Source organism: Piscinibacter sp. XHJ-5 (assembly GCF_029855045.1).
Lineage (GTDB): Bacteria > Pseudomonadota > Gammaproteobacteria > Burkholderiales > Burkholderiaceae_C > Albitalea.
Genome location: NZ_CP123228.1, coordinates 5,733,064 through 5,754,813 on the forward strand (window position 1 = coordinate 5,733,064; position 21,750 = coordinate 5,754,813).

Below are 21,750 nucleotides of genomic sequence, written 5' to 3' on the forward strand. Positions count from 1 at the left end.
CGTGAATGCGGATCGCCACGGACGGCAATCCGCGTTCCTGCGCGGGTCAGGATGCGGCGGGAAGCGCCAGCACGAAGCAGCTGCCGCCGCCTTCGCGTGGCTCGCACCGCACGCGCCCGCCGTGTCGCTCGGCGATCTGCCTGACCAGGCTCAGCCCGAGGCCGACTCCGCCCGCCTGCTCGGCATGGCCGGGCAGACGGTAGAACGGCTCGAAGATGCGCTCGCGCTGCCCGGCCGGCACCCCGGGACCGCGGTCGCACACCCGCAGCAGCACCCGGCCGGACTCGCGCCGCGCGTCCACCGTGACCTCGTCGCCGCCATAGCGCTTGGCGTTTTCGAGCAGGTTGCGCAAGGCCCGCCGCAGCAGCCTTTCGTCGCCGGTGACCGCGATCGGCATGCCGTCCTGGGTAGGCTCGAGCGCGGCATCGACCCGTGCCGCTTCCTCCGCGGCCAGGCCCAGCACATCGACCCGCTCGGGCCGCTCGAGGTCGCGCAGCGCGTCGAGCCGGCTGGCCAGCAGCACCTCTTCGACCAGCGCGTCGAGCTCGGCAATGTTGGTGTCGATCTCGCGCTTCAGCCGCTCCCGCTGCGCCGGCGGTGCGTCCTCGATCAGGGACACCGCCATCTTCATGCGAGCCAGCGGGGAGCGCAGCTCGTGGCTGGCATTGGCCAGCAGCGACTGGTGCGAGCGCACAAGCGCCTCGATGCGCGCGGCCGCCTGGTTGAAGCTGCCCGCCACCGCCGCGACCTCGTCGCGACCGTTGACCTCCACGCGATGGCTGAGCTGGCCCGCGCCGAAGGTCTCCATGCCCTTTTGCAGCGCCTGGAGCCGCCGCGTGAGACGGCGCACCACCGGCCAGGCGCCCACCGCGACGGCAACGAAGAGCACGACGAGAGCGACGGCCAAGCCAACACCGCGCTGCCAGCCGGCCGGCACGAACGGCAGCACCGGCGCACCGGGCGGCCCCGCGCCATCGCCGCGTGGACCGCCCGGGGGACGCAGCATGCCGGGGCGCATCACCCACAGCGTGCGGCCATCTTCCAGGCGCACCGGCAGACCGCGCGCCACGCCTTCGGCCTGGCGGCGCAAAAAGGAGTCGGACGCCGCGACACGCTCGCCCGACGGGCTGTCCAGCGCCAGCGGCAGCCGCAGGCGCTGCGACCACTCGCGCAGCGCTGCGGCCTGATCGGCGACCGGCGCATCGGCACCGGGCAGCGAACGCTGGATCAGCTCGCCCCACGCAGCCATGCGGTCCGAGATGACCGACTCGGCACGCGTACGCTCCTGCTCGATGCTGCGCTGGAAGACCCACCCGGACGCGAAGGCGAAAAAGGCCAGGACCGCGACGACGGTCAGGTAGATGCGCAGGGTGAGGGTCTTCACTCCTGATCGGCGTCCTGCTTCTTGGCGAACACGTAGCCCGCGCCGCGCACGGTCAGCACGCGGCGCGGCATCTTGGGATCGTCCTCGATCACCGCGCGGATGCGCGAGATGTGCACATCGATCGAGCGGTCGAAGGCCTCCAGCGGATGGCCCTTCAGCGAGTCCATGATCTGATCGCGCGACAGCACGCGTCCGGGACTCTGCGCCAGCACCACCAGCAGGTCGAACTGATGGCTGGTCAGGTCGCAGGGCTTGCCGTCGAGGCGGGCGACCCGCTCGCCCAGATCGATTTCCAGACGACCGAAGCGCATGACCTCGTCGTCGTTCGGCGTCGGGGATGCGCGGCGCAGCAAGGCCTTCACGCGCGCCAGCAGCTCGCGTGGTTCGAACGGCTTGGGCAGGTAGTCGTCGGCGCCGAGCTCCAGGCCGACGATGCGGTCCAGAGGCTCGCCGCGCGCGGTGAGCATCAGCAGCGGCAGGTGACGGGTGCGTGGCTGGGAACGCAGCTCCCGGCACAGGTCCAGACCGTCGCCGTCGGGCAGCATCAGGTCGAGCACCAGCGCCTCGTACTGGCCGCCGGCCAGTCGTTCGCGGCCCGCCGCGAGCGTGCCCGCGGTGTCAACCTCGAAGCCTCCCGAGCGCAGGTAGTCGCCCACCATCGCGGAAAGGCGGGCATCGTCATCGATCAGCAGGACGCGGGAAGAGGACATGGCGGTGGGGATTGAACACCAAAAAGAACGCCCCGCGGCCAGGGGGCGCGGGGCGAAGGCCGTTGATCGCGATCCATGCTGGCCGCAGGGGGTGAAGCAGGCATCGCTACAGAGTAAAGATATGTGTCGGCGGCACGGGCCTCATCCCCGCCGAGGGAAGACGACCTGCGCATCGAGCCCGTTCGGATCCCGTGCCCGCAGCGTCAGGCGCGCGCCGAGCGCATCGCAGATGCTGCGGCAGATCGCCAGGCCCAGCCCGCTGCCTTCGGTCGGATGGCCCGTGTGAAACGGCTCGAACAGCTGCTCTGCCTGCTCCGGCGCGATGCCGGGACCACTGTCTGAAACACGCAGCACCGGCGCGCCGTTGTCGATGCCGACGAACACCAGCAGCCATCCGCCCGCGGGCGTCTCGCGCACGGCGTTGGCCATCAGGTTGCGCGTGAGCTCACGCAGCATCCAGTCGTGTGCCAGCACGTCCAGGGGCGCCGCCTGCAGCTCGAAGTCGAGCCCTTTGGCGGCGATGAGCGGCGACAGATCCAGGGCGACCTGGCTCACCGCGTCGGCCAGCGCGACCGGCGCCAGCGGCCCTTGCGCCTGCACCTGCTCCACCTTGGCCAGGGCGAGCATCTGGTTGGCCAGCTGGGTGGCGCGTTCGACCGTGATGCTGATCTCCTGCAGCGCCTGCTGCGAGGGCACGTCGCCGCGCAGCGCCGACTGCACCTGCGTCTTCAGCACGGCGAGCGGCGTGCGCAGCTGATGCGAGGCGTCACGCACGAAGCGCTTCTGGTGCTCCAGCAGGCGCGACAGCCGCGCCATGACCTGATTGGTCGCATCGACCAGCGGCAGCAGCTCGCGCGGCGCATCGGGCGCAGCGATGGCTGCGAGATCGCTCTCGCGGCGCGTGCCGAGCTGATGGCTGAGCCGGCGTACCGGCTGCGTGGCGCGCTGCACCACCCACACGACGACGATCACGATCACGATCACCAGCGCGACCTGCCGCCACAGCGTGGCCAGCAGGATCTGCTGGGCCAGCGTGCGGCGCAGCTCGAGCGTCTCGGCCACCTGGATCGTGGCAATGCCCTGCCCCGCGACGCCGGCCACCGGCTGCAACAGCACTGCCACGCGCACCGGCTCGTCGCGGTAGCGGTCGTCGTAGAAGTCGACCAGCGCGGCATAAGGCCCCTTGGCCGGCACCTTGCCGCGCCACACCGGCAGGTCGGCGAAACCGGAAACCATCTCGCCGGCGAATCCGGTCACGCGGTAGAAGATGCGGCTGCGGTTGTCGGCCTCGAAGGCCTCGAGCGCCGAATACGGCACCGCGGCCCGCAGCTGAGCCTGGTCGCCGGCGCCGGAGACCTCGAGCTGCTCGCCGATCGACTTGGCCGAAGCCAGCAAGGTGCGGTCGTAGGCGGTGTCGGCAGCGCGCAGTGCCTGCCGGTAGAGGCTGACGGTGTTGATCGAGACGATGGCAACCACCGGCACCAGGATGCCCAGCATGAGCTGGCGGCGCATCGACCGTCGGCGCGGACCGCTCATGCAGCCTGCGCCTTCAGCAGGTAGCCGAGTCCGCGCAGGGTGACGAGCTGCGCACCCGTGTCGGCGAGCTTCTTGCGCAGGCGGTACACCACGACTTCGATCGCTTCGTACTGAACATCCGATTCGCCGGGAAAGACGAGCTCGAAGAGGCGCTCCTTGGCGACGGCGTGGCCCGGTTTGGCGAGCAGCGCGCGCAGCAACGCACCCTCGCGGGGCGCCAGCTCCATCGGCTGCCCGTTGAAATAGACCGCGCCGCTGTCATGGTCGCAACGCATGCCGCAAAAGATGGCCGTTTCGCCGGGCATCTCGTTCGGCGCCCCGCGGCGCGCGAGAGCGCGGATGCGTGCTTCGAGCTCATCCAGGTCGAACGGCTTGGCCAGGTAATCGTCAGCCCCGGTGTTCAGCCCGAGGATGCGGTCGCCCACCGCGCCGCGCGCGGTGAGGATGAGAACCGGCGCGTGCAGCTGCTCGGCCCGCGCCTGCTCCAGCACCTGCAGGCCGTCGAGGCCCGGCAGGCTGAGGTCGAGCACGACCACGTCGGGGACCGTGGCGCGCCAGCGGTCCAGCGCCCGGGCACCGTCTGCGCAGGCCACGACCTGCATGCCGCGGCGGGTCAGCGTACGCTGCAACGTCGTCTGCATCGCGGGATCGTCCTCGACCAGCAACAGTTTCATGCCGATGACATTAGCATTTGTCCTGATGAGTTGGACAGCCGACTGACAGCCAGGGCACGGAAGATGCCGGTAGCAGTTCCAGGCATAACAGGAGACAAGCCATGCGTCGCGACACGTTCCTGAAGTCCCTCGCCGCTCTCGCCGCCGCGGGAGCCCTGCCGCTCGATGTACTCGCTGCGGCCAACATCAAGATGATGATCCCCGCCAACCCCGGCGGAGGCTGGGACACCACCGGCCGCGCCCTCGGCAAGGCGCTGCAGGAGTCCGGGGCCGCTTCGTCGGTCACCTTCGACAACAAGGGCGGCGCCGCCGGCGCCATCGGCCTCGCGCAGTTCGTCAACGCCAGCAAGGGCGATCCCAACGCAATGATGGTGATGGGCGCGGTGATGCTGGGCGGCATCATCACCGGCAAGCCGCCGGTCACGCTGTCACAGGCAACGCCGCTCGCACGCCTGACCAGTGAGTACAACGTCTTCGTGCTGCCGGCCACCTCGCCGCTGAAGACGATGAAGGACGTGGTCGAGCAGATGAAGAAGGATCCCGGCAGCGTGAAGTGGGGCGGCGGCTCGCGCGGCGCCACCGAGCACATCGCCGCGGCCATGATCGCGCGTGAAGTCGGCGTTGACCCCGCCAAGATCAACTACGTGCCGTTCCGCGGAGGCGGCGAAGCCACCGCAGCCATCCTGGGCGGCAACGTGACCGTCGGCGGAAGCGGCTACAGCGAGTTCGCGCAGTACATCGAGAGCGGAAAGATGAGGCCGATCGCCGTCACGTCGGCCACGCGCCTCAAGGGCATCGACGTGCCAACGCTCAAGGAGCAGGGCATCAATGTCGAGATCGGCAACTGGCGGGGCGTGTACGGCGCCCCCGGCATCACGCCCGACCAGCGCAAGGCGCTGACCGACATGGTGCTGAAGGCGCTGAAGACCAAGTCGTGGGCCGAGGCGATGGAGAAGAACGCCTGGACGCCGGCGGTGATGGCAGGCAAGGAATTCGAGGAGTTCGTGGACCGCGAATTCGCCAGCCTGCGCGCCACCATGGTCAAGGCCGGGATGGTCTGAGCTTTCGCAACACGACAAGCCAGGGCGGGAGGCGCGACCTCCACGCCCTCTTTCCGCTTCGGAGGGGATCCATGTCCGACTCACCTGCTTCGTCTCTTCACCAGACGCTGATCGGCATCGGCGCGATCGTCCTCGCCGTTGCCATGGCCTGGGGCGCCTCCTCGATCTCGTCGACGGCCGGGTATTCCGGCGTCGGCCCCAACTTCCTGCCGTGGGTCGTGGCGATCGTCCTCGCGGTCTGTGGCGCCTGGCTGGTGTGGGAAGCACGCAGCGGCGGCTTCCGTGAAGTGGAGCCGCCGTCGGGCGCGGAACGCGCCGACTGGACCGCCTTCGCGTGGCTGTCGGCGGGCGTGCTGGCAAACGCCGCGCTGATCACGACGATCGGCTTCGTGCTGAGCTGCACCCTGCTGTTCGCGCTGGCGGTTCGCGGCCTGCGCTACTCCGAGGGCAAGCCCTCGGGCGGCGCGCGCCAGACGCTGCTCGATGTCGTCACCGGCATGCTGATCTCGGCGCCGGTGTTCTGGCTGTTCACCAAGCTGCTTGCGATCAACCTGCCGGGACTCACCGGCACCGGCTGGCTCTGACGGGAGAACACGAATGGACCTCTGGACCCAGCTTCTGAACGGCTTCGCGACGGCCGGCACGCCGATCAACCTGTTGTGGGCCTTCCTCGGCTGCGCGATCGGCACGGCGATCGGCGTGCTGCCCGGCCTCGGCCCGGCCGTCACGGTGGCGATGCTCCTGCCGATCACGGCGCAGGTGGAGCCCACCGCCTCGATGATCTTCTTCGCCGGCATCTACTACGGCGCGATGTACGGCGGCTCGACCACCTCGATCCTGCTCAACACGCCGGGGGAGACCGGCACGATGGTGACCGCGCTCGAAGGCTTCAAGATGGCCAAGAACGGCCGCGCCGGCGCGGCGCTGGCCACGTCGGCCATCGGATCCTTCGTCGCGGGCACGCTGGCCACGGTGCTGGTGACGACTTTCGCGCCGCTGGTCGCCGACTTCGCGGTGAAGCTCGGGCCGCCGGAGTATTTCTGCCTGATGCTGCTTGCCTTCACCACCGTCAGCGCGGTGCTCGGCAAGAGCACCCTGCGCGGAATGACGGCGCTGTTCCTCGGCCTGGCGATGGGCTGCGTCGGACTCGACCAGATCAGCGGCCAGGCACGCTACAACATCGGCGTCCCGGAGCTGCTCGACGGCATCGAGGTGGTGCTGATCGCAGTCGGCCTGTTCGCCGTCGGCGAGGCCTTCTACACCGGGATGTACGAAGGCCGCAGCGAAGCGTCGATGAACCGCATGGACAAGGTCCACATGACCCGCGAGGAGTTCCGCCGCTCCTGGCCAGCGTGGCTGCGCGGCACCGCGCTCGGCTTTCCGTTCGGCACCATTCCCGCCGGCGGCTCGGAGATTCCGACCTTCCTCAGCTACGGCGTCGAGCGCAAGCTCTCCAAGCACAAGGAAGAATTCGGCACCGTCGGTGCGATCGAAGGCGTCGCCGGCCCGGAGGCGGCCAACAACGCGGCGGTGACGGCGACGCTGGTGCCGCTGCTCACGCTCGGCATCCCGACCTCGGTCACGGCGGCCATCCTGCTCTCGGCGCTTCAGAACTACGGCATCCAGGCCGGGCCGCAACTGTTCCAGACCTCGTCGACACTGGTGTGGGCGCTGATCGCGTCGCTGTACATCGGCAACGTGATGCTGCTCATCCTCAACCTGCCGCTGGTCGGCCTGTGGGTGAAGCTGCTGAAGATTCCGCGCGCCCAGCTCTACGCCGGCATCCTCATCTTCGCCACGGTCGGCGTCTATGGCATGCGCCAGAGCGCCTTCGATCTGTTCCTGCTGTACGGTGTCGGCCTGCTCGGCGTGCTGATGCGGCGCTTCGACTTCCCGACCGCGCCTGTCATCGTCGGCCTCATCCTCGGGCCGCTCGCGGAAGCGCAACTGCGCAACGCGCTGTCCATCGGCGAAGGGCGCTGGACCGTGTTCATCGAGCGTCCGATGGCGATGGTTCTGCTCGCCATCGTGCTGCTGATCCTGATCCTGCCGCGCGTGCTGAAGCTCAAGAAAGAACCGGCGCTGCCGCAGGCGGCAGCGCCGGGGAACGGCGTTCGGTGAAGGGTCCTACTTCTGCGGATGCTCGCGCTGCATGCGTTCCTGCATGCGCTGCTGGCGCTGTTTCACGTGCTCGGCGACTTTCGCGCGCTGCTCGGGGGTCAGCACGCGGCTGATGTCGAGCATGGCCTGCAGCATGCGACGGCTGGAAGCGTCGTGCTGGGCCAGCATCTGCTGGCGCACCGACTCGGCGGCCGCGGCGTCGACCGTCGGCGCCGTGAAGATCTGCATCGACTTGTCGCGCAGCGTGCGAGCCGTCTCGCGCTGTCCCTTGAGGTCGTCGGCCGCCTGACGCGCGATCTGCTTGATCTGCGAGCGCTGCGCGTCGGTCGCGTTGAGCCCGTCGAGCAGGTGATCGACGCCCCGGTCGATGCGCTCGGGCGAGCCCATGAACAGGCCGGGGCCGCCCATTGCGCCACCATGGTGTCCGCGCGGCTGCGCCCAGGCCGACAGGGCGACGGTCGCCGAGACCGCCAGCACCACGCCCGCCATCATCAGGCGGAGCCCGCGGCGCGTCGCGCCCGCCATCTTCTCGTCCACCGTCATCGTGCTACTGCTCATCACATGCTCCTGTTGAACACGGGGTTTGGCCCCGCTGGAAAGCATGGTCGCGAGTCGCGGTGAAGGCGGCTTGGCGCAGGGGTAAAGATCTGTGAATGCCCGAGTCGGCGGGTCGATGTGGGCGGCCCCGTGAACCGCCGTTGAGAAAGCTCAGGACTTGCGGCGCGACCGCGTCAACCAGGCGACCAGGCCGAATCCGCTCAAGAGCATCGCAAAGGACGCGGGTTCGGGAACCGGCGTCATCACGCTCGTGCTGCTGATCAGGCTGGCAGCATCGGTGCTCAAGCTGCGCACATGGATGCCGGCCGCAAGGGCGCCGTCGTCGATCGAATTCATGTTGGCACCGAGGATGCGAAACGTGGCGGTCTCGCCCTGGTTGATGCCGTATTGCGTGCTGCCGCGGGCGTCCGAGTCGAAGCTTGCGTCGGACGTGAATCCGGCGCTGTTCCCGCCAGGAAGCGCGCCGGGTTGAGCGCCTTCGCTGAAGAGGACGGTGCCGGTGCCGCCCAGGAAGCTGGCCGACATGCCGCTTCCCAGATTGAAATAGACCTCGGCCACATACCCGCTGCCGGCGTTGAAGACGGTGAAGTCGAGCCCGTTCCAATCCCAGGACAGCGTCGACGCGGCGAGCGCACAGTCGCCGGACGTACCGGAGATGCAGCTGAACGTGCCCGCCTGCGCGAAGGCCGACGCACCCGCCAGCGCTGCCGCGAGGAAAACGCGCGGCAACGCCCTCGTCCCCACGGACGTACGAGACCCTCGTGCGATGGCCGGACGATACCCGGCAGCGCGGCAGAGGAGGCTGGTTTTCTTCACGTCACGCGCAGTCGACGCGGACGCTGCGGGCGTCGCTCGAAAAGCGTCTTCGTCCATGCCGGCCCCTCCCAACTCGTGCATGAGGAAGTAGTCGAGGATCTCCTGGTCGGAAGGCAGGTGGTACTTCGTGCTGGGCATGTGCGGACCCCTCGTTGGACATGGAGCCCACTGTAAAAACTTCGCTGTGCACTGCCATGGGAACACGAGGTCATCCGGGGTAGTCAGCTGCTCCCTGGTGATCCGGGATGAAGCGCCCCCCGCAATCCGGGGATGGCCCGCGGGTTTCCGATCGTCTTGGCGTGGGTCGAACCGTCTTGCACGTGATCGCAGTGCAGACTGGCTGGCGGAGAGGGTCGGATTCGAACCGACGGTACGGTATGACCGTACACCGGATTTCGAGTCCGGCGCATTCGACCACTCTGCCACCTCTCCGGAATTCTGCGGCTTCGGCAGGTCGCTGCCGAGCCCGGAATTCTAGCGCAGCTCGCAGCGGCCGCCCATGTAGGGACGCAGCACCTCGGGCACGGTGATGGAGCCGTCGGCGTTCTGTCCGTTCTCGAGCACGGCCACCAGCGCGCGGCCCACGGCCAGGCCCGATCCGTTGAGCGTGTGCACCAGCTCGTTCTTGCCCTGCGGCGTCTTGAAGCGCGCCTGCATGCGCCGCGCCTGGAAAGCCTCGCAGTTGGAGCACGAGCTGATCTCGCGATAGGCGTTCTGCGCCGGCAGCCACACCTCGAGGTCGTAGGTCTTGGTCGAGCCGAAGCCGAGATCGCCGCTGCACAGCTCGACCACGCGGTAGGGCAGTCCCAGCTTCTGCAGGATCGCCTCGGCGTGGCGCGTCATCTCTTCGAGCACCTCGTAGCTGCTGTCCGGATGAACGACCTGCACCATCTCGACCTTGTCGAACTGATGCTGGCGGATCATGCCGCGGGTGTCGCGGCCGGCGCTGCCCGCCTCGCTGCGGAAGCACGGGCTGTGCGCCGTGAGCTTGATGGGCAGCGCGTCGGCGGCCAGGACCCTTTCGCGCACGGTGTTGGTCAGCGAAATCTCGGAGGTCGAGATGAGGTACTGCTCGCTGCCCGACGCGGCGATCGCCTCGCCGCCTTCGCCCTGCTCGCCGCGGTAGACCCAGAACGCCTGGTCCTTGAACTTGGGCAGCTGGCCGGTGCCTTCCAGGATCTCGCGGTTGACGATGTAGGGCGTGTAGCACTCGACGTAGCCGTGCTCCTGCGTCTGCGTGTCGAGCATGAACTGCGCCAGTGCCCGGTGCAGCCGCGCGGCGGACCCACGCAGGAAGGTGAAACGCGAGCCCGACAGCAGCGCACCGGTGTCGAGGTCGAGGCCCAGCGGGGCACCGAGGTCCACGTGGTCCTTCGGCGTGAAATCGAAGCTTCGCGGCGTCCCCCAGCGGCGGACTTCGACGTTGTCCGTCTCGTTCGCTCCGACCGGCACGCTGTCGTGCGGCAGGTTGGGCACGGCCATCAGCATCGTGTGCAGCTCCAACTGGATGTGCTCCAGCCGCTCCGCGGACGACTTCAGCGCGTCGCCGATGCCGCTCACTTCGGCCATCAGCGCCGAGGTGTCCTCGCCCTTGCCCTTGAGTTGGCCGATCTGCTTGGACATGCTGTTGCGCCGCGCCTGGAGCTCCTCGGTGCGCGTCTGGATCGTCTTGCGCTCGGACTCCAGCGACTGGAACCGATCGACGTCGAGGAAGGGCTGCGGCGACTGGCGCTGTTCCAGCTTGGCGATCACGCCCGGCAGATCGCGGCGAAGCATGTTGATGTCGAGCATGGCGGGAGGGCCGCGGGCGCGGCCATCGACGAGAGTGCGTGAGCCCGCGATTGTAGGCAGCGGGCCGCTGCCCTTACGCCATCTGCGCTTGGCGCGCCTGCTCGGGCGCGTGCGAGGCACCCGCCTGCCCGGACCGCGCATCGCAGAGCACCTTGGATGCGCAGTCCGCGCACCGACCGCATTGCGTGGCCACGCCCAGATCGAACTGCAGGCATTCGAGGCTCACCGCCCCGTCGGCGACGGCCTGGCGGATCTGGTGGTCGGACACCCGGCGGCACACGCAAACAATCATTTCTACAACCTCGTCACTGCGCTAACTGATGTCGCCGATCTGCGACTGCAGGTAGTTCTCGAGACCCACCTTGCCCAGCAGATCGATCTGCGTTTCCAGGAAATCGATGTGTTCCTCGGTGTCGTCGAGGATGTCCTGCAGGATGTCGCGCGACACGTAGTCGCGCACCGACTCGCAATACGCGATCCCGTCCTTGATGGTGCCCTGCGCGCCGCGCTCGGACTGCAGATCGCAGTCGAGCACCTCGGGCACGTTCTCGCCGATCAGCAGCTTGCCCAGGTCCTGCAAATTGGGCAGCCCGTCGAGCATGAAGATGCGCTCCATGAGCCGGTCGGCGTGCTTCATCTCGCCGATCGATTCCTCGTATTCCTTCTTCGCCAGCCGCTGAAAGCCCCAGTGCTTGAGCATGCGGTAGTGCAGGAAGTACTGGTTGGTCGCGGTGAGCTCGTTCTTGAGCTGCGCATTCAGGTGCGCAATGACTTGCGGGTCGCTCTTCATGGTGATGCTCCTCTGGCTGCTCGTTCAATGGCGACGACCGCATCGGGAGTGACGCGGCGGGCGGCAGCCATTGTGGGCGAAGCGACAGCGTTTGCATCGGATGAGCAACCGGCGGATTGCGCGCGGTCTGTGGCTGCGATTATGATTGAAAACCGTTCTCATTTGCAATACTTCGATCCGAGGCCTTTTTCACGGTGTCTTGCCGTGGCCTTCCCACCCGCTCATCCCATGAAACTCGAAAAAATAGTCCTGATCACCGGCTTGGCCCTGGCCGCCGGCACCCCGGCTCTCGCAGACGAGAACCTCTTCGGCTACGTGCGCGGCGCCGAGACGCTGCCGCAGGGCAGCAAGGAGGTCTACCAGTGGCTCACCGTGCGCCGCGACAAGGGCACGGGCAGCTACCGCGCGGTCGACTCCCAGACCGAGTTCGAATACGGCCTCACCGACCGCCTGTCGCTGTCGGCAGAGGTCAAGGCCATGTCGCTGAACACCAGCGGCCTCGTGATCGACGGCTACCTGCCCGGCGACAACAAGTTCGGGCTCAAGTTCTCGGGTGTGGGCTTCGAGGCCAAGTACAACTTCCTGAGCCCGGCCAAGGACGACTTCGGCCTGTCGGGCACCGCCGGCTTCGACTACCAGACCATCGATCCGCACTCGGGCCGCAAGAAGAACACCACCAGCTTCGAGTTCGGCCTGCAGGCGCAGAAGTACTTCCTCGACGGCCAGCTCGTCGTGGTGGGCAACGCCGCCCTCGAAGCCACCTATGCCAAGCGCAAGCCGCTGGCCACCCTGCCGACGCCCGAATTCGACTGGCCGCTGGGCGCCGAGATGGAGATCGAGCCGACGCTGGGCGCCGGTGTGAGCTATCGCTTCGCACCGGGCTGGTTCCTCGGCGCCGAAACCGTCTACCAGACCGAGTTCGAGACCGAGGTCGGCCAGGAGCGCTGGTCGCTGTTCGGTGGCCCCACGCTGCACTACGCCAGCAAGGACTGGTGGGCGACGCTGACCTACTTCCACCAGATCCGCGGCGGCGGCGAGAAGTACGACGGGCAGCCGGACCACCTGCACCTGATCGAGAAGACGCGCAACGAGCTGCGCCTGAAGGTCGGCTTCAACTTCTGAGCATCGCCATGCGCCGTCCCCTCGACCTGTCCGCCTTCCTGCTGCCGGCGATCGCCTGCGTCAGTCCCGCCCATGCGGTCGACTACCTGACGGTGCAGCAGGCGCAGACGCTGCTGTTCCCCGCGGCCAAGACCTTCGCGGAGCGGCCGCTGCAGTTCAGCAGCGAGCAGCGCGATCGCATCAAGGAGCTGTCCGGCGTGCGCCAGCGCGCCGAGCGGCAGGAGGTGTGGCGCGCCGAGCGCGACGGCCAGCTGCAGGGCTGGTTCTTCGTCGACGAGGTGGTGGGCAAGCACGAGTTCATCACCTACGCCGTCGGCGTGTCGCCGCAAGGCGAAGTGCTCGGCGTCGAGGTGATGAGCTACCGCGAGACGCATGGCGGCCAGATCCGGGATGCCGCCTGGCGCAAGCGCTTCGTCGGCAAGACGCTGGCCGACCCGTTCAAGCTCGACAAGGACGTGCCCAACATCAGCGGCGCCACGCTGTCGTGCCGCAATGTGCTCGACGGCGTCAAGCGGCTTCTGGTGCAGCACCAGCTGTTCCTCGCCCACGGCTGAGCGACGCCATGATCCTGGTCAAGCGCATGCGTCCCCTGCTGGGCACCTATGTCGAGGTGGGGGCGCGCGCCGGGTCGGGGGCGGCCGCCGAACGGGCCGTCGACGCCGCGTTCGAGGCGGTCCGGACCGTGCACGGGCGGCTCAGCTTCCACGCCCTCGACAGCGACTTGACGCGCCTCAATCGCGCCGGCGGCGAAGCCGTCGAGCTGCAGCCGCTCAGCCTGCGCGTGCTGCGGCTCGCACAGGCGATGATGGTCGCGACCGCAGGCCTGTTCGACATGACCGTCGGCGGCGCGCTGGTGCGCCGTGGCGCCTTGCCCGACCTGGGCGGCCCGGCCCCGCTGGCGCGCGGCGAAGCGGGCGATCTGCAGCTCGGGCGCGGCTGGGCGCGCCTGCTTCGCCCCGTGCGCATCACGCTCGACGGCATCGCCAAGGGGTATGCAGTCGATCTGGCGGTGAGCGCGATGCGCGCGCATGGCGCCACTTCCGGATGGGTCAATGCGGGCGGCGACCTTCGCGCGTTTGGACGGCATGCCGTGCCGGTGCACCGGCGCGAAGCGGACGACACGCTGGTGCCGCTGGGCGCGCTGCGCGACGCCGCCATTGCCACCTCGCACGCACGCGCCCCCGACGCCGCCTGGGATGCCGGCCGGCCTGCGCTGATCGTTCCCCTGTCCCCTGCGCAGCCGATGGCCGGAGTGTTCAGCGTGCTGGCGCGCAAGGCCTGGCGCGCCGACGCGCTGACCAAGGTCGCCTGCCAGATGGCCGGCGCGCCGCGCGAGGCGATGCTGCGCCGCCTGGGCGGCGTGCTGGTGCTGCCCGCAGCGGCCGACGCGGGAGCGCCAGCATGAAGGGTTATCCGCCGCGCTTTCCGGCGCTGCTCTGGACGGCCTGCGCGACAGCGTTCGCCAGCGGGCTGCTGCTGGCGCCCACCACGCTTGCGATGCGCGTCGGCTGGCCCGTGCCGTGGCGCCTGCCGTCCGACGCGCGGCTGCTCGCCGCCGCGTCGCACGCCGCCGCCTCGTTCGTGCTGCTGATGGTCGTGGGCGCCCTGTGGACCATCCACATGCGGGTGGGCTGGCGGCGCGGCCGCCAGCGGGTCACCGGCGCCACGCTCGTGAGCGGTGTCGCCGGCCTGGTGTTGAGCGCACTTGGCGTCTATTACCTCGGCGACTCGGAGCTGGCCGGCGACGTGGCGCTGGTGCATGTGTCGCTGGGCGTCCTGCTCGCGCTACCGCTCGCGGTCCACGCCACGATCGGCAAGCAGCAGCGCCTGCAACGCAGCGCCGGAGCAGGTCCCGACCCGCAGCCGCGGTTCGCGGGCACGGTGCTGCTCGCCGATCTGCCCGAAGGCGCCTGCGCCACTGTCGCTGCCGTGGCCGCCGCCTCGCCCGACGTCGATGCGCTCGTGCTGCGCCGCCTCGGCGAGCTCGGCTTCATCCCCGGCGAGCCCGTCGAGCTGCTGCGCCGAGGTCCCGGCGGACGCGAGCCGATCGCCGTGCTGGTCGGCGAGACGCTGTTCGCGCTGCGGCTGCTCGAAGCCCAATGCATCGCGGTGCACCCGCTCTGAGACATCCATGGCTTCCGCCCACATCCTGCCCGCCCCGCCTGCCACGTCGTGGAGCGTCGCGCTGGTCGGCAATCCGAACTGCGGCAAGACGGCGCTGTTCAACCTGCTGACCGGCGCACGCCAGAAGGTCGCCAACTACGCCGGCGTCACCGTCGAGCGCAAGGTCGGCATCGCACGCCTGTCCGGCGGCCGCACGCTGTCGGTGGTCGACCTGCCCGGCGCCTACAGCCTTACGCCTGCCACGCCGGACGAGCAGGTGACGCTCGAGGTCATCGAAGGGCGCCGACCCGGCGAAGCCGCACCTGACGCGATCGTCGCGGTCGTCGACGCGACCAATCTGCGCATGAACCTGCGCCTGGTGCTGGAGCTGCGCCGCCTGGGGCGGCCGATGATCGTCGCGCTGAACCTGGCCGACGTCGCCCGCTCGCAGGGCCTGGCGATCGATGCGACGCGCCTCTCGCGCGAGCTCGGCTGCCCGGTGGTGGAGACGGTGGCCGTGCGGCACGACGGACATGCGCAGCTGCTGGCCCAGCTGGAAAGCGGCTTCGGCCCGGGACCGGCCACCGCGGGCGGCCTCGCACCGCACGAGCCGGCGACGCCGTCCGAGCTGCAACGCGAAGTGCGGCGCATCCTCGCGGCCGCTGCGCCGGCGGCCCTCAGTGGCGCGTTCGCAGCCAGGCGCTTCCAGCGCCGCATCGACGCGGTCGCCATGCATCCGGTTTGGGGCCTGGTCGTGCTGGCCGCGCTGCTGTTCCTGATCTTCCAGGCGGTGTTCACCTGGGCGGTCGTTCCGATGGACGCGATCAAGGCCGCCATGGCCGGCCTCGGCGACTGGGTGACGGCGCACATGGCCGAAGGGCCGCTGCGCAGCCTGCTGGTCGACGGTGTCATCGCCGGCGCCGGCGGTGTCATCGTCTTCCTGCCCCAGATCCTCATCCTGTTCTTCTTCATCCTGCTGCTCGAGGACTCGGGCTACCTGCCGCGCGCGGCCTTCCTGCTCGACCGGGTGATGGGCCGCGTCGGACTGTCGGGGCGTGCCTTCATCCCGCTGCTGTCGAGCTTCGCCTGCGCGGTGCCGGGCATCATGGCCACGCGCACCATCGCGAACTGGAAGGACCGGCTGGCCACCATCATGGTGGCGCCCCTGATGACATGCTCGGCGCGGCTGCCGGTCTATGCGCTGCTCATCGGCGCCTTCGTGCCGGCGCGCGAAGTCGGGCCGTTCAACCTGCAGGGCCTGACGCTGTTCGTGCTGTATGCGGCGGGCGTGCTGGCGGCAATGGGCGTGGCATGGGTCTTCAAGCGCGCCTGGATGAAGAGCGCCTACCAGCCGCTGATGCTCGAACTGCCGCCGTACCGCATGCCGGGCGTGCGCAACCTGCTGCTCGGCCTGTGGGAACGCGCGCGGATCTTCCTGCGCCGTGTCGGCACGATCATCTTCTCGCTGATGGTGCTGCTGTGGTTCCTCTCGAGCTATCCGGCCCCGCCGGAGGGCGCGACCGGACCGGCCATCCAGTACAGCATCGCCGGCTGGCTGGGACAAGGCCTGCAGCACCTCTTCGCGCCGATCGGCTTCAACTGGCAGATCTCCATCGCGCTGGTGCCGGGCCTGGCCGCACGCGAAGTGGCGGTCGGCGCGCTGGGCACCGTGTATTCGCTGTCGGCGGCAGGCGATGCGGTGGCCGACACGCTCGCCCCGGTCATCGCGCAAGGCTGGTCGCTCGCCACCGCCTTCGCGCTGCTGGCCTGGTATGTGTTCGCTCCGCAGTGCATCTCCACGCTGGCGGTGGTGAAGCGCGAGACCAATTCGTGGCGCTATCCGGTGGCGATGGCGACGTATCTCTTCGTGCTGGCGTACGTCGCCGCGTTCGTCACCTACCGCGTGACGCTGTGGCTGGGAGGATGAGCATGCAGGCGTTCATCGTGGCCCTCATCGTGATCGGCTGCACCGCTTATGCGGTGTGGACCCTGATGCCCTCGGCAGCGCGCCGCGCGCTGGCGCAGCTGCTGCTGCGGGTCCGCTGGCCGGACCGCATCGCCAGGGTGTGGCGCCGCGAGGCGGCCTCCACGGGCGGATGCGGCGGCTGCGACAGCTGCGGCGACGCCGTGCCGCGCGACTCGCACACGATCAAGGTGCACCGCCGCCTGCCGCGCTAGCGCCGGCGTCCGCTACTTGAGCCCCTTCGGCAGCGGGAAGTGCGTGGTCTCCTCCACGCCCTTCATCTTGCGCACGGACACGGCCCCCAGAGCGCGCAGGCGCTCGATCACCTGCTGCACCAGCACGTCGGGCGCCGACGCGCCCGCAGTGAGCCCGACGCGCTTCTTGCCCTCGAACCAGGCGGGGCGCAGATCCTCGGGCGCGTCCACCATGTAGGCCTCGGTGCCCAGCCGCTGTGCGAGCTCGCGCAGCCGGTTGCTGTTGGAGCTGGTGGGGCTGCCGACGACGACCAGGACGTCGACCTGCGGCGCCAGCACCTTGACCGCGTCCTGGCGGTTCTGCGTGGCGTAGCAGATGTCCTGCTGCTTGGGCTCGCGCACGCGGGGGAAGCGGCGCTTGACCGCCGCCAGGATCTCGGCCGCATCGTCGACCGACAGCGTGGTCTGCGTGACCACGGCCAGCCGCTCGTCCTGCGCCACCTGCAGGTGCTCGACGTCCTGAACGTCCTCCACGAGGTGGATGCCCTCGCTGAGCTGCCCCATCGTGCCCTCGACCTCCGGATGACCCTTGTGGCCGATCATGATGAAGTCGTAGCCCTCCTTGTGCAGCTTGGCCACCTCGACATGGACCTTGGTGACCAGCGGGCAGGTGGCGTCGAACACACTGAAGCCGCGCTGCGCGGCTTCCCGGCGCACTGCCTGCGACACGCCATGCGCGCTGAACACCAGCGTCGCGCCGGGCGGCACGTCGGCCAGGTCCTCGATGAAGATCGCGCCCTTGGCCTTCAGGTCGTTGACGACATAGGTGTTGTGCACGATCTCGTGGCGCACGTAGATCGGCGCGCCGAACTTCTCGAGCGCACGCTCCACGATCTCGATCGCGCGATCGACGCCGGCGCAGAAGCCCCGCGGCTCGGCCAGAACGACCTCGTCCAGCGGGCCGCTCATAACACGCCGATCACGTGGACTTCGAACGTCACCGGCTGGCCCGCCAGCGGATGATTGAAGTCGAACAGCAGCGACTCGTCGGCGATCTCGCGCACGACGCCGGCATACGCGCCCTGCCCGTCGGGCGTCGGGAACTGCACGACGTCGCCGACGTGGTACTGCTCGTCCGGGTCGCCCAGCTCGTCGAGGAGGCCGCGCTTCACCCGCTGCAGCAGCTCGGGATTGCGTGCGCCGAACGCTTCGCCGGGGGCCAGCTCGAAGGTGGTGCGGGTGCCTTCGGGCAGACCCATCAGCCGCGACTCCATCGCCGGCGCGAGCTCGCCGGTGCCCAGCGACAGCGTGGCCGGCTTGTCGGCGAAGGTGTTGATGATGTCCGCGCCGTCGGGCCCGGCGAGGCGGTAGTGCAGGGTCAGGAACGACCCTCTTTGGACGGAATTCACGACAGATGCCCGTTGCTAGACTGGTCCTCGATTTTACGAGCCGGCACCCTGCCCGCCCGCCCACCTCCGACATGGCCCTGAAGGACATCCCGGCCGCCGCCCGGCCCCGCGAAAAGCTGCTCGCCCACGGCCCGTCCGCGCTCGCCGACGCAGAGCTCGTCGCGCTGCTGCTGCGCACCGGCCTCAAGGGCACGTCGGTGCTGCAGCTGGCCGAGCGCACGCTGCATGGCTTCGGCGGGCTGGCGGGCCTGCTGCAGGCGCAGGCGGCCGACCTCGCGTGCATCAAGGGGCTCGGTCCGGCCAAGCGGGCCGAGCTCGGGGCGGTGATGGAGCTCGCGCGCCGCTCGCTGGCGCAGCAGCTGGCCGAGCGGCCGGTGTTCGATTCGCCGCAGCGGGTCAAGGACTACCTGCGCCTGAAGCTGGCGGCGCACGAGCACGAGGTCTTCGCGGTGCTGTTCCTCGATGCGCAGCACCACCTGATCCGGCTGGAGGAAATGTTCCGCGGCACCTTGTCGCAAACGAGTGTCTACCCGCGCGAAGTGGTCAAGCGTGCTCTGCAGCTGCATGCGGGAGCGGTGATCCTCGCCCACAACCATCCGTCCGGCGTCGCCGAGCCCTCGCGCGCCGACGAGTTCCTCACCCGCACGCTGGCCGCTGCGCTGCAGATGATCGATGTGCGCGTGCTCGACCACCTGGTGGTCGGCAAGGCAGAGGTCGTCTCCTTCGCCGAACGGGGGCTGCTGTGACCCGCCGCGCGAACAGCCTGCAGGACCTCGCTGCACTCAAGCAGGCGCTGCAGGAGCACGCCGCCGAAACGGCGCGCCGCGAGGCGCAGGCGCGCGAGGCGGCTGCGCGCGACCAGCGCGAGCGGGAACTCTTCGCCCGTACGGTAGGCCCCGTGGTGCCGCTGCGCCACGCGGTGAAGGCAGCGGTGGAGCGCCCGCGGCCGCACCCGCTGCCACGTCAGCGCGAGCGGGACGAAGCGGCAGTGCTGCACGAGGCCATCTCCGACGAATTCGATGTCGAGACCCTGCTCGAGACCGACGACGCCCTCTCGTTCCGCCGTCACGACATCGGCCCCGAGGTCGTGCGCAAGCTGCGCCGCGGCGCTTGGGCCATCCAGGCTCAGATCGACCTTCATGGGCTGCGCCGTGAACAGGCGCGCGAGCAGCTCGCCGCCTTCCTGCGCGAAGCCGATCGGCACGGCTTGCGCTGCGTGCGGGTGGTGCACGGCAAGGGCAACGGCTCGCCGGGCAAGGAGCCGGTGCTCAAGTCCAGGGTGAAGAGCTGGCTGGTGCAAAAGCGCGAGGTGATTGCCTTTGCGCAGGCGCGCGCGTCCGACGGCGGCCACGGTGCGCTGCTGGTGCTGCTGCGGCCGCGTCACGCGCCGCGTTGACAGGCCCTAGCCTCGTTCCCCGGACTCGACCGGCAGCGAGACCGTGAACTCGGTGCCCAGGCCCGCGCCGGCGCTGGTGGCCGTGACGGTGCCGCCGTGCAGCTGCACGATGCGCTTGACGAGCGTGAGCCCGATGCCGAGGCCGCCCTGCGAGCGGTCCAGCGTGCGGTCGCCCTGCACGAACAGGTCGAAGGCCGAGTCGATGAGCTGCTTGGACATGCCGACGCCGTTGTCGACGACATGCAGGTGCGCGGCGGCGCCCCGCTGCTCCAGCCACACGCGCACCAGTCCGCCGTGCGGCGTGTACTTCGCTGCGTTGGTCACGAGGTTCACCACCACCTGGGTGAGGCGCGTCGGATCGCCTTCGAGCCTTACCGGCTCCTCGGGCAGCGACACCTCCAGCGCATGGCCGGCATCGGCCACCAGGGGACGCACCGATTCCAGCGCGTGGGCCACCAGCCCGCCCAGCTCGATGGGCTCGTGGCGCACCTGGATCTTGCCGCTGGTGATGCGGCTCACATCGAGCAGGTCGTCCACCAGCCGCGCCAGGTGCTTCACCTGGCGGCCGATGAGCTTGGCGCACCAGTCCAGCTCGGGAGTGGTGCCCAGCCGCTCGAGCAGCCCCACCGCATTGCCGATGGGCGCGAGCGGATTGCGCAGCTCGTGCGCCAGCATCGCGATGAATTCGTTGATGCGCTGGCCCTCGGTCTCGAGCTCCTGCACGCGCCGGCGCTCCGAGAGGTCGCGGGTGACCTGCGCGAAGCCGCGCGGCAAGCCGTCGCGGTCGCGCAGCGCGGTGATGGTCACGTCAGCCCAGAAGCGCGTACCGTCGCGCCGCATGCGCCATCCGACGTCTTCGGAGGAGCCGGTGGAGCGGGCGATGGCGAGCTCGGTGAGCGGCTTGTTGGCGGCGTTGTCCTCCTCCGTGTGGAACATCGCCGCGCTGCGGCCGATGACCTCGTCGGCGCTGAAGCCATGCATGCGCTCGGCGCCGGCGTTCCAGCTCAGCACGATGCCGTCGGTGTCGAGCAGGAAGATCGCATGGTCCTTCACGCCCTCGACCATCAGGCGGAAGTTCTCCTCGCTTTCCTTGAGCTGCTGCTCGCGGCGGCGCTGGTCGGTGAGGTCGCGCGTGATCTTGGAGTAGCCGCGCAACACCCCGCTCTTGTCGCGCACGGCCGTGATGAGAACGTTGGCCCACAGCAGCGAGCCGTCCTTGCGCACGCGCCACCCCTCGTCCTCGAAGCGGCCGTTCTTGGCGGCGGTGAGCAACTCGTATTGCGGCCAGCCGCGCAGCACGTCCACCTTGCGATAGAAGACCGAGAAGTGCTGGCCGATGATCTCGGTGGCGCTGTAGCCTTTGATGCGCTGCGCGCCGACGTTCCAGCTGCTGACGATGCCGTCCGGATCGAGCATGAAGATCGCGTAGTCCTGCACGCCCTCGACGAGCTGGCGAAAGACCTCCTCGCTGCGCCGCAGTTCCTCCTCGTGCTGGCGCCGCTCGGTGAGGTCGCGCGTGATCTTCGAGTAGCCGGCCAGGTCCCCGCCGGACGAGCGCAGCGCGGTGATGATCACGTTCGCCCAGAAGCGCGTGCCGTCCTTGCGCAGCCGCCATCCTTCGTCCTCGAAGCGCCCGTCCCGGGCAGCGCGTCGCAGCTCTTCCTGGGGCCAGCCGCGGTCGCGTGCGTCCTGCGCGTAGAAGACCGAGAAGTGCTGGCCGATGATCTCGGCCGCTCGGTAGCCCTTGATGCGCTCCGCGCCCGTGTTCCAGGTCGCGATGTGGCCGTCCGGCGTGAGCATGAAGATCGCGTAGTCGCGCACGCCTTCGACCAGCGCGCGAAAGGCTTCGTCGCGGTGCAGATCGAGCGGCGCCGAGGCGCCGCTCGGTGGAGCGGGCTTCGCACTCAAGGCTGGAGCCTGTCGGGATTCGTGCGGGTTTGCATGCTGCCTGGTGACTTTCGCTGTGCGTTCGCGAGGCCGCTTGCCCGGCGTGCCGACGCCATGTTACTGTCGATCCATACAGCCTTCCCTCGGCACCGCGCAAGCCCCTGTACAGCATAGCCGTTCGGGTTGGTGCGCCCCAGAGACCGCTTTGGCGAAACGTCCATTGCCGATCGACCGC

Annotated in this window: 23 protein-coding genes and 1 tRNA gene; 11 read left to right on the plus strand and 13 right to left on the minus strand. The window is 69.2% G+C overall.

From position 1 onward, the window contains the following. Positions 1 to 46: 46 nt before the first annotated feature. The 4 genes from P7V53_RS27110 to P7V53_RS27125 all read right to left on the minus strand — a co-directional run bounded on the left by P7V53_RS27110 (position 47) and on the right by P7V53_RS27125 (position 4,304). The gene (locus tag P7V53_RS27110; RefSeq protein ID WP_280152597.1) at positions 47 to 1,384 is read right to left on the minus strand and encodes a HAMP domain-containing sensor histidine kinase; all 1,338 of its coding nucleotides are present in this window, start codon (positions 1,382 to 1,384) and stop codon (positions 47 to 49) included. After that, positions 1,381 to 2,094, minus strand: a complete 714-nt coding sequence (locus P7V53_RS27115) for a response regulator transcription factor (RefSeq protein ID WP_280152598.1) — start codon at positions 2,092 to 2,094, stop codon at positions 1,381 to 1,383. The genes P7V53_RS27110 and P7V53_RS27115 overlap by 4 nt, the downstream gene beginning before the upstream one ends. A gap of 141 nt (positions 2,095 to 2,235) precedes the next feature. After that, positions 2,236 to 3,630, minus strand: coding sequence for a sensor histidine kinase (locus P7V53_RS27120; protein WP_280152599.1), 1,395 nt, complete (start codon positions 3,628 to 3,630; stop codon positions 2,236 to 2,238). Then, positions 3,627 to 4,304: a response regulator transcription factor gene (locus P7V53_RS27125; RefSeq protein WP_280152600.1), complete on the minus strand. Its 678-nt coding sequence runs from the start codon at positions 4,302 to 4,304 to the stop codon at positions 3,627 to 3,629. Before P7V53_RS27125 ends, P7V53_RS27120 begins: the two co-directional genes overlap by 4 nt. A 101-nt stretch (positions 4,305 to 4,405) precedes the next feature. Here P7V53_RS27125 and P7V53_RS27130 point away from each other — a divergent pair, with 101 nt between their 5' ends. The 3 genes from P7V53_RS27130 to P7V53_RS27140 all read left to right on the plus strand — a co-directional run bounded on the left by P7V53_RS27130 (position 4,406) and on the right by P7V53_RS27140 (position 7,486). Further along, positions 4,406 to 5,365: a tripartite tricarboxylate transporter substrate-binding protein gene (locus P7V53_RS27130; protein WP_280152601.1), complete on the plus strand. Its 960-nt coding sequence runs from the start codon at positions 4,406 to 4,408 to the stop codon at positions 5,363 to 5,365. A gap of 71 nt (positions 5,366 to 5,436) precedes the next feature. Then, positions 5,437 to 5,949, plus strand: coding sequence for a tripartite tricarboxylate transporter TctB family protein (locus tag P7V53_RS27135; protein WP_280152602.1), 513 nt, complete (start codon positions 5,437 to 5,439; stop codon positions 5,947 to 5,949). Between the two features lie 13 nt (positions 5,950 to 5,962). After that, positions 5,963 to 7,486, plus strand: a complete 1,524-nt coding sequence (locus P7V53_RS27140) for a tripartite tricarboxylate transporter permease (protein ID WP_280152603.1) — start codon at positions 5,963 to 5,965, stop codon at positions 7,484 to 7,486. Between the two features lie 6 nt (positions 7,487 to 7,492). Here P7V53_RS27140 and P7V53_RS27145 read toward each other — a convergent pair whose 3' ends face one another. The 6 genes from P7V53_RS27145 to bfr form a co-directional block, all read right to left on the minus strand. Continuing rightward, on the minus strand, positions 7,493 to 8,044 hold the full coding sequence (locus P7V53_RS27145; RefSeq protein ID WP_280152604.1) for a Spy/CpxP family protein refolding chaperone: 552 nt from the start codon (positions 8,042 to 8,044) through the stop codon (positions 7,493 to 7,495). Positions 8,045 to 8,194: 150 nt separating this feature from the next. Then, a complete protein-coding gene (locus P7V53_RS27150) occupies positions 8,195 to 8,917 on the minus strand; it encodes a PEP-CTERM sorting domain-containing protein (RefSeq protein ID WP_280152605.1) in 723 nt (240 codons plus the stop codon). 284 nt (positions 8,918 to 9,201) lie between these two features. Then, positions 9,202 to 9,292: transfer RNA gene (locus tag P7V53_RS27155), tRNA-Ser, on the minus strand. A 42-nt stretch (positions 9,293 to 9,334) separates the two neighbouring features. Continuing rightward, positions 9,335 to 10,651 (minus strand): serine--tRNA ligase, encoded by a 1,317-nt coding sequence (serS, locus tag P7V53_RS27160; protein WP_280152606.1) that lies wholly within the window; start codon positions 10,649 to 10,651, stop codon positions 9,335 to 9,337. Between the two features lie 73 nt (positions 10,652 to 10,724). Then, positions 10,725 to 10,943, minus strand: coding sequence for a (2Fe-2S)-binding protein (locus tag P7V53_RS27165; RefSeq protein WP_280152607.1), 219 nt, complete (start codon positions 10,941 to 10,943; stop codon positions 10,725 to 10,727). Positions 10,944 to 10,964: 21 nt separating this feature from the next. Next, positions 10,965 to 11,441 carry a bacterioferritin gene (bfr, locus tag P7V53_RS27170; protein WP_280152608.1) on the minus strand — a complete coding sequence of 159 codons (477 nt, stop codon included), beginning with the start codon at positions 11,439 to 11,441 and terminating at the stop codon, positions 10,965 to 10,967. Positions 11,442 to 11,669: 228 nt separating this feature from the next. On the opposite strand from bfr, the gene P7V53_RS27175 reads away from it, so the two are divergent. From P7V53_RS27175 to P7V53_RS27200, 6 genes are read left to right on the plus strand one after another with little or no spacing between them, the layout of a single operon-like run. Continuing rightward, positions 11,670 to 12,563 carry a DUF6662 family protein gene (locus tag P7V53_RS27175; protein ID WP_280152609.1) on the plus strand — a complete coding sequence of 298 codons (894 nt, stop codon included), beginning with the start codon at positions 11,670 to 11,672 and terminating at the stop codon, positions 12,561 to 12,563. Between the two features lie 8 nt (positions 12,564 to 12,571). Beyond that, positions 12,572 to 13,117: an FMN-binding protein gene (locus P7V53_RS27180; RefSeq protein WP_280152610.1), complete on the plus strand. Its 546-nt coding sequence runs from the start codon at positions 12,572 to 12,574 to the stop codon at positions 13,115 to 13,117. Between the two features lie 8 nt (positions 13,118 to 13,125). Then, positions 13,126 to 13,968, plus strand: a complete 843-nt coding sequence (locus tag P7V53_RS27185; protein WP_280152611.1) for an FAD:protein FMN transferase — start codon at positions 13,126 to 13,128, stop codon at positions 13,966 to 13,968. Further along, on the plus strand, positions 13,965 to 14,687 hold the full coding sequence (locus P7V53_RS27190) for a FeoA family protein (protein WP_280152612.1): 723 nt from the start codon (positions 13,965 to 13,967) through the stop codon (positions 14,685 to 14,687). Before P7V53_RS27185 ends, P7V53_RS27190 begins: the two co-directional genes overlap by 4 nt. A 7-nt stretch (positions 14,688 to 14,694) precedes the next feature. Next, positions 14,695 to 16,593 (plus strand): ferrous iron transporter B, encoded by a 1,899-nt coding sequence (locus P7V53_RS27195; RefSeq protein ID WP_280152613.1) that lies wholly within the window; start codon positions 14,695 to 14,697, stop codon positions 16,591 to 16,593. A gap of 2 nt (positions 16,594 to 16,595) precedes the next feature. Then, entirely contained in the window at positions 16,596 to 16,844 is a 249-nt protein-coding gene (locus P7V53_RS27200; RefSeq protein WP_280152614.1) for a DUF6587 family protein, read from the plus strand. Positions 16,845 to 16,856: 12 nt separating this feature from the next. Here the strand turns inward: P7V53_RS27200 and ispH are convergent, their stop codons facing one another. Beyond that, positions 16,857 to 17,792, minus strand: coding sequence for a 4-hydroxy-3-methylbut-2-enyl diphosphate reductase (ispH, locus tag P7V53_RS27205; RefSeq protein ID WP_280152615.1), 936 nt, complete (start codon positions 17,790 to 17,792; stop codon positions 16,857 to 16,859). After that, on the minus strand, positions 17,789 to 18,232 hold the full coding sequence (locus P7V53_RS27210) for an FKBP-type peptidyl-prolyl cis-trans isomerase (protein ID WP_280152616.1): 444 nt from the start codon (positions 18,230 to 18,232) through the stop codon (positions 17,789 to 17,791). Before P7V53_RS27210 ends, ispH begins: the two co-directional genes overlap by 4 nt. Before the next feature lie 71 nt (positions 18,233 to 18,303). Here P7V53_RS27210 and radC point away from each other — a divergent pair, with 71 nt between their 5' ends. Then, on the plus strand, positions 18,304 to 18,978 hold the full coding sequence (gene radC, locus P7V53_RS27215) for a DNA repair protein RadC (RefSeq protein ID WP_280152617.1): 675 nt from the start codon (positions 18,304 to 18,306) through the stop codon (positions 18,976 to 18,978). After that, positions 18,975 to 19,628, plus strand: a complete 654-nt coding sequence (locus P7V53_RS27220; RefSeq protein WP_280152618.1) for a Smr/MutS family protein — start codon at positions 18,975 to 18,977, stop codon at positions 19,626 to 19,628. Before radC ends, P7V53_RS27220 begins: the two co-directional genes overlap by 4 nt. A gap of 6 nt (positions 19,629 to 19,634) precedes the next feature. On the opposite strand, the gene P7V53_RS27225 is transcribed toward P7V53_RS27220, so the two are convergent. Continuing rightward, positions 19,635 to 21,536, minus strand: coding sequence for a PAS domain-containing sensor histidine kinase (locus tag P7V53_RS27225; RefSeq protein ID WP_280152619.1), 1,902 nt, complete (start codon positions 21,534 to 21,536; stop codon positions 19,635 to 19,637). Positions 21,537 to 21,750: the final 214 nt, after the last annotated feature.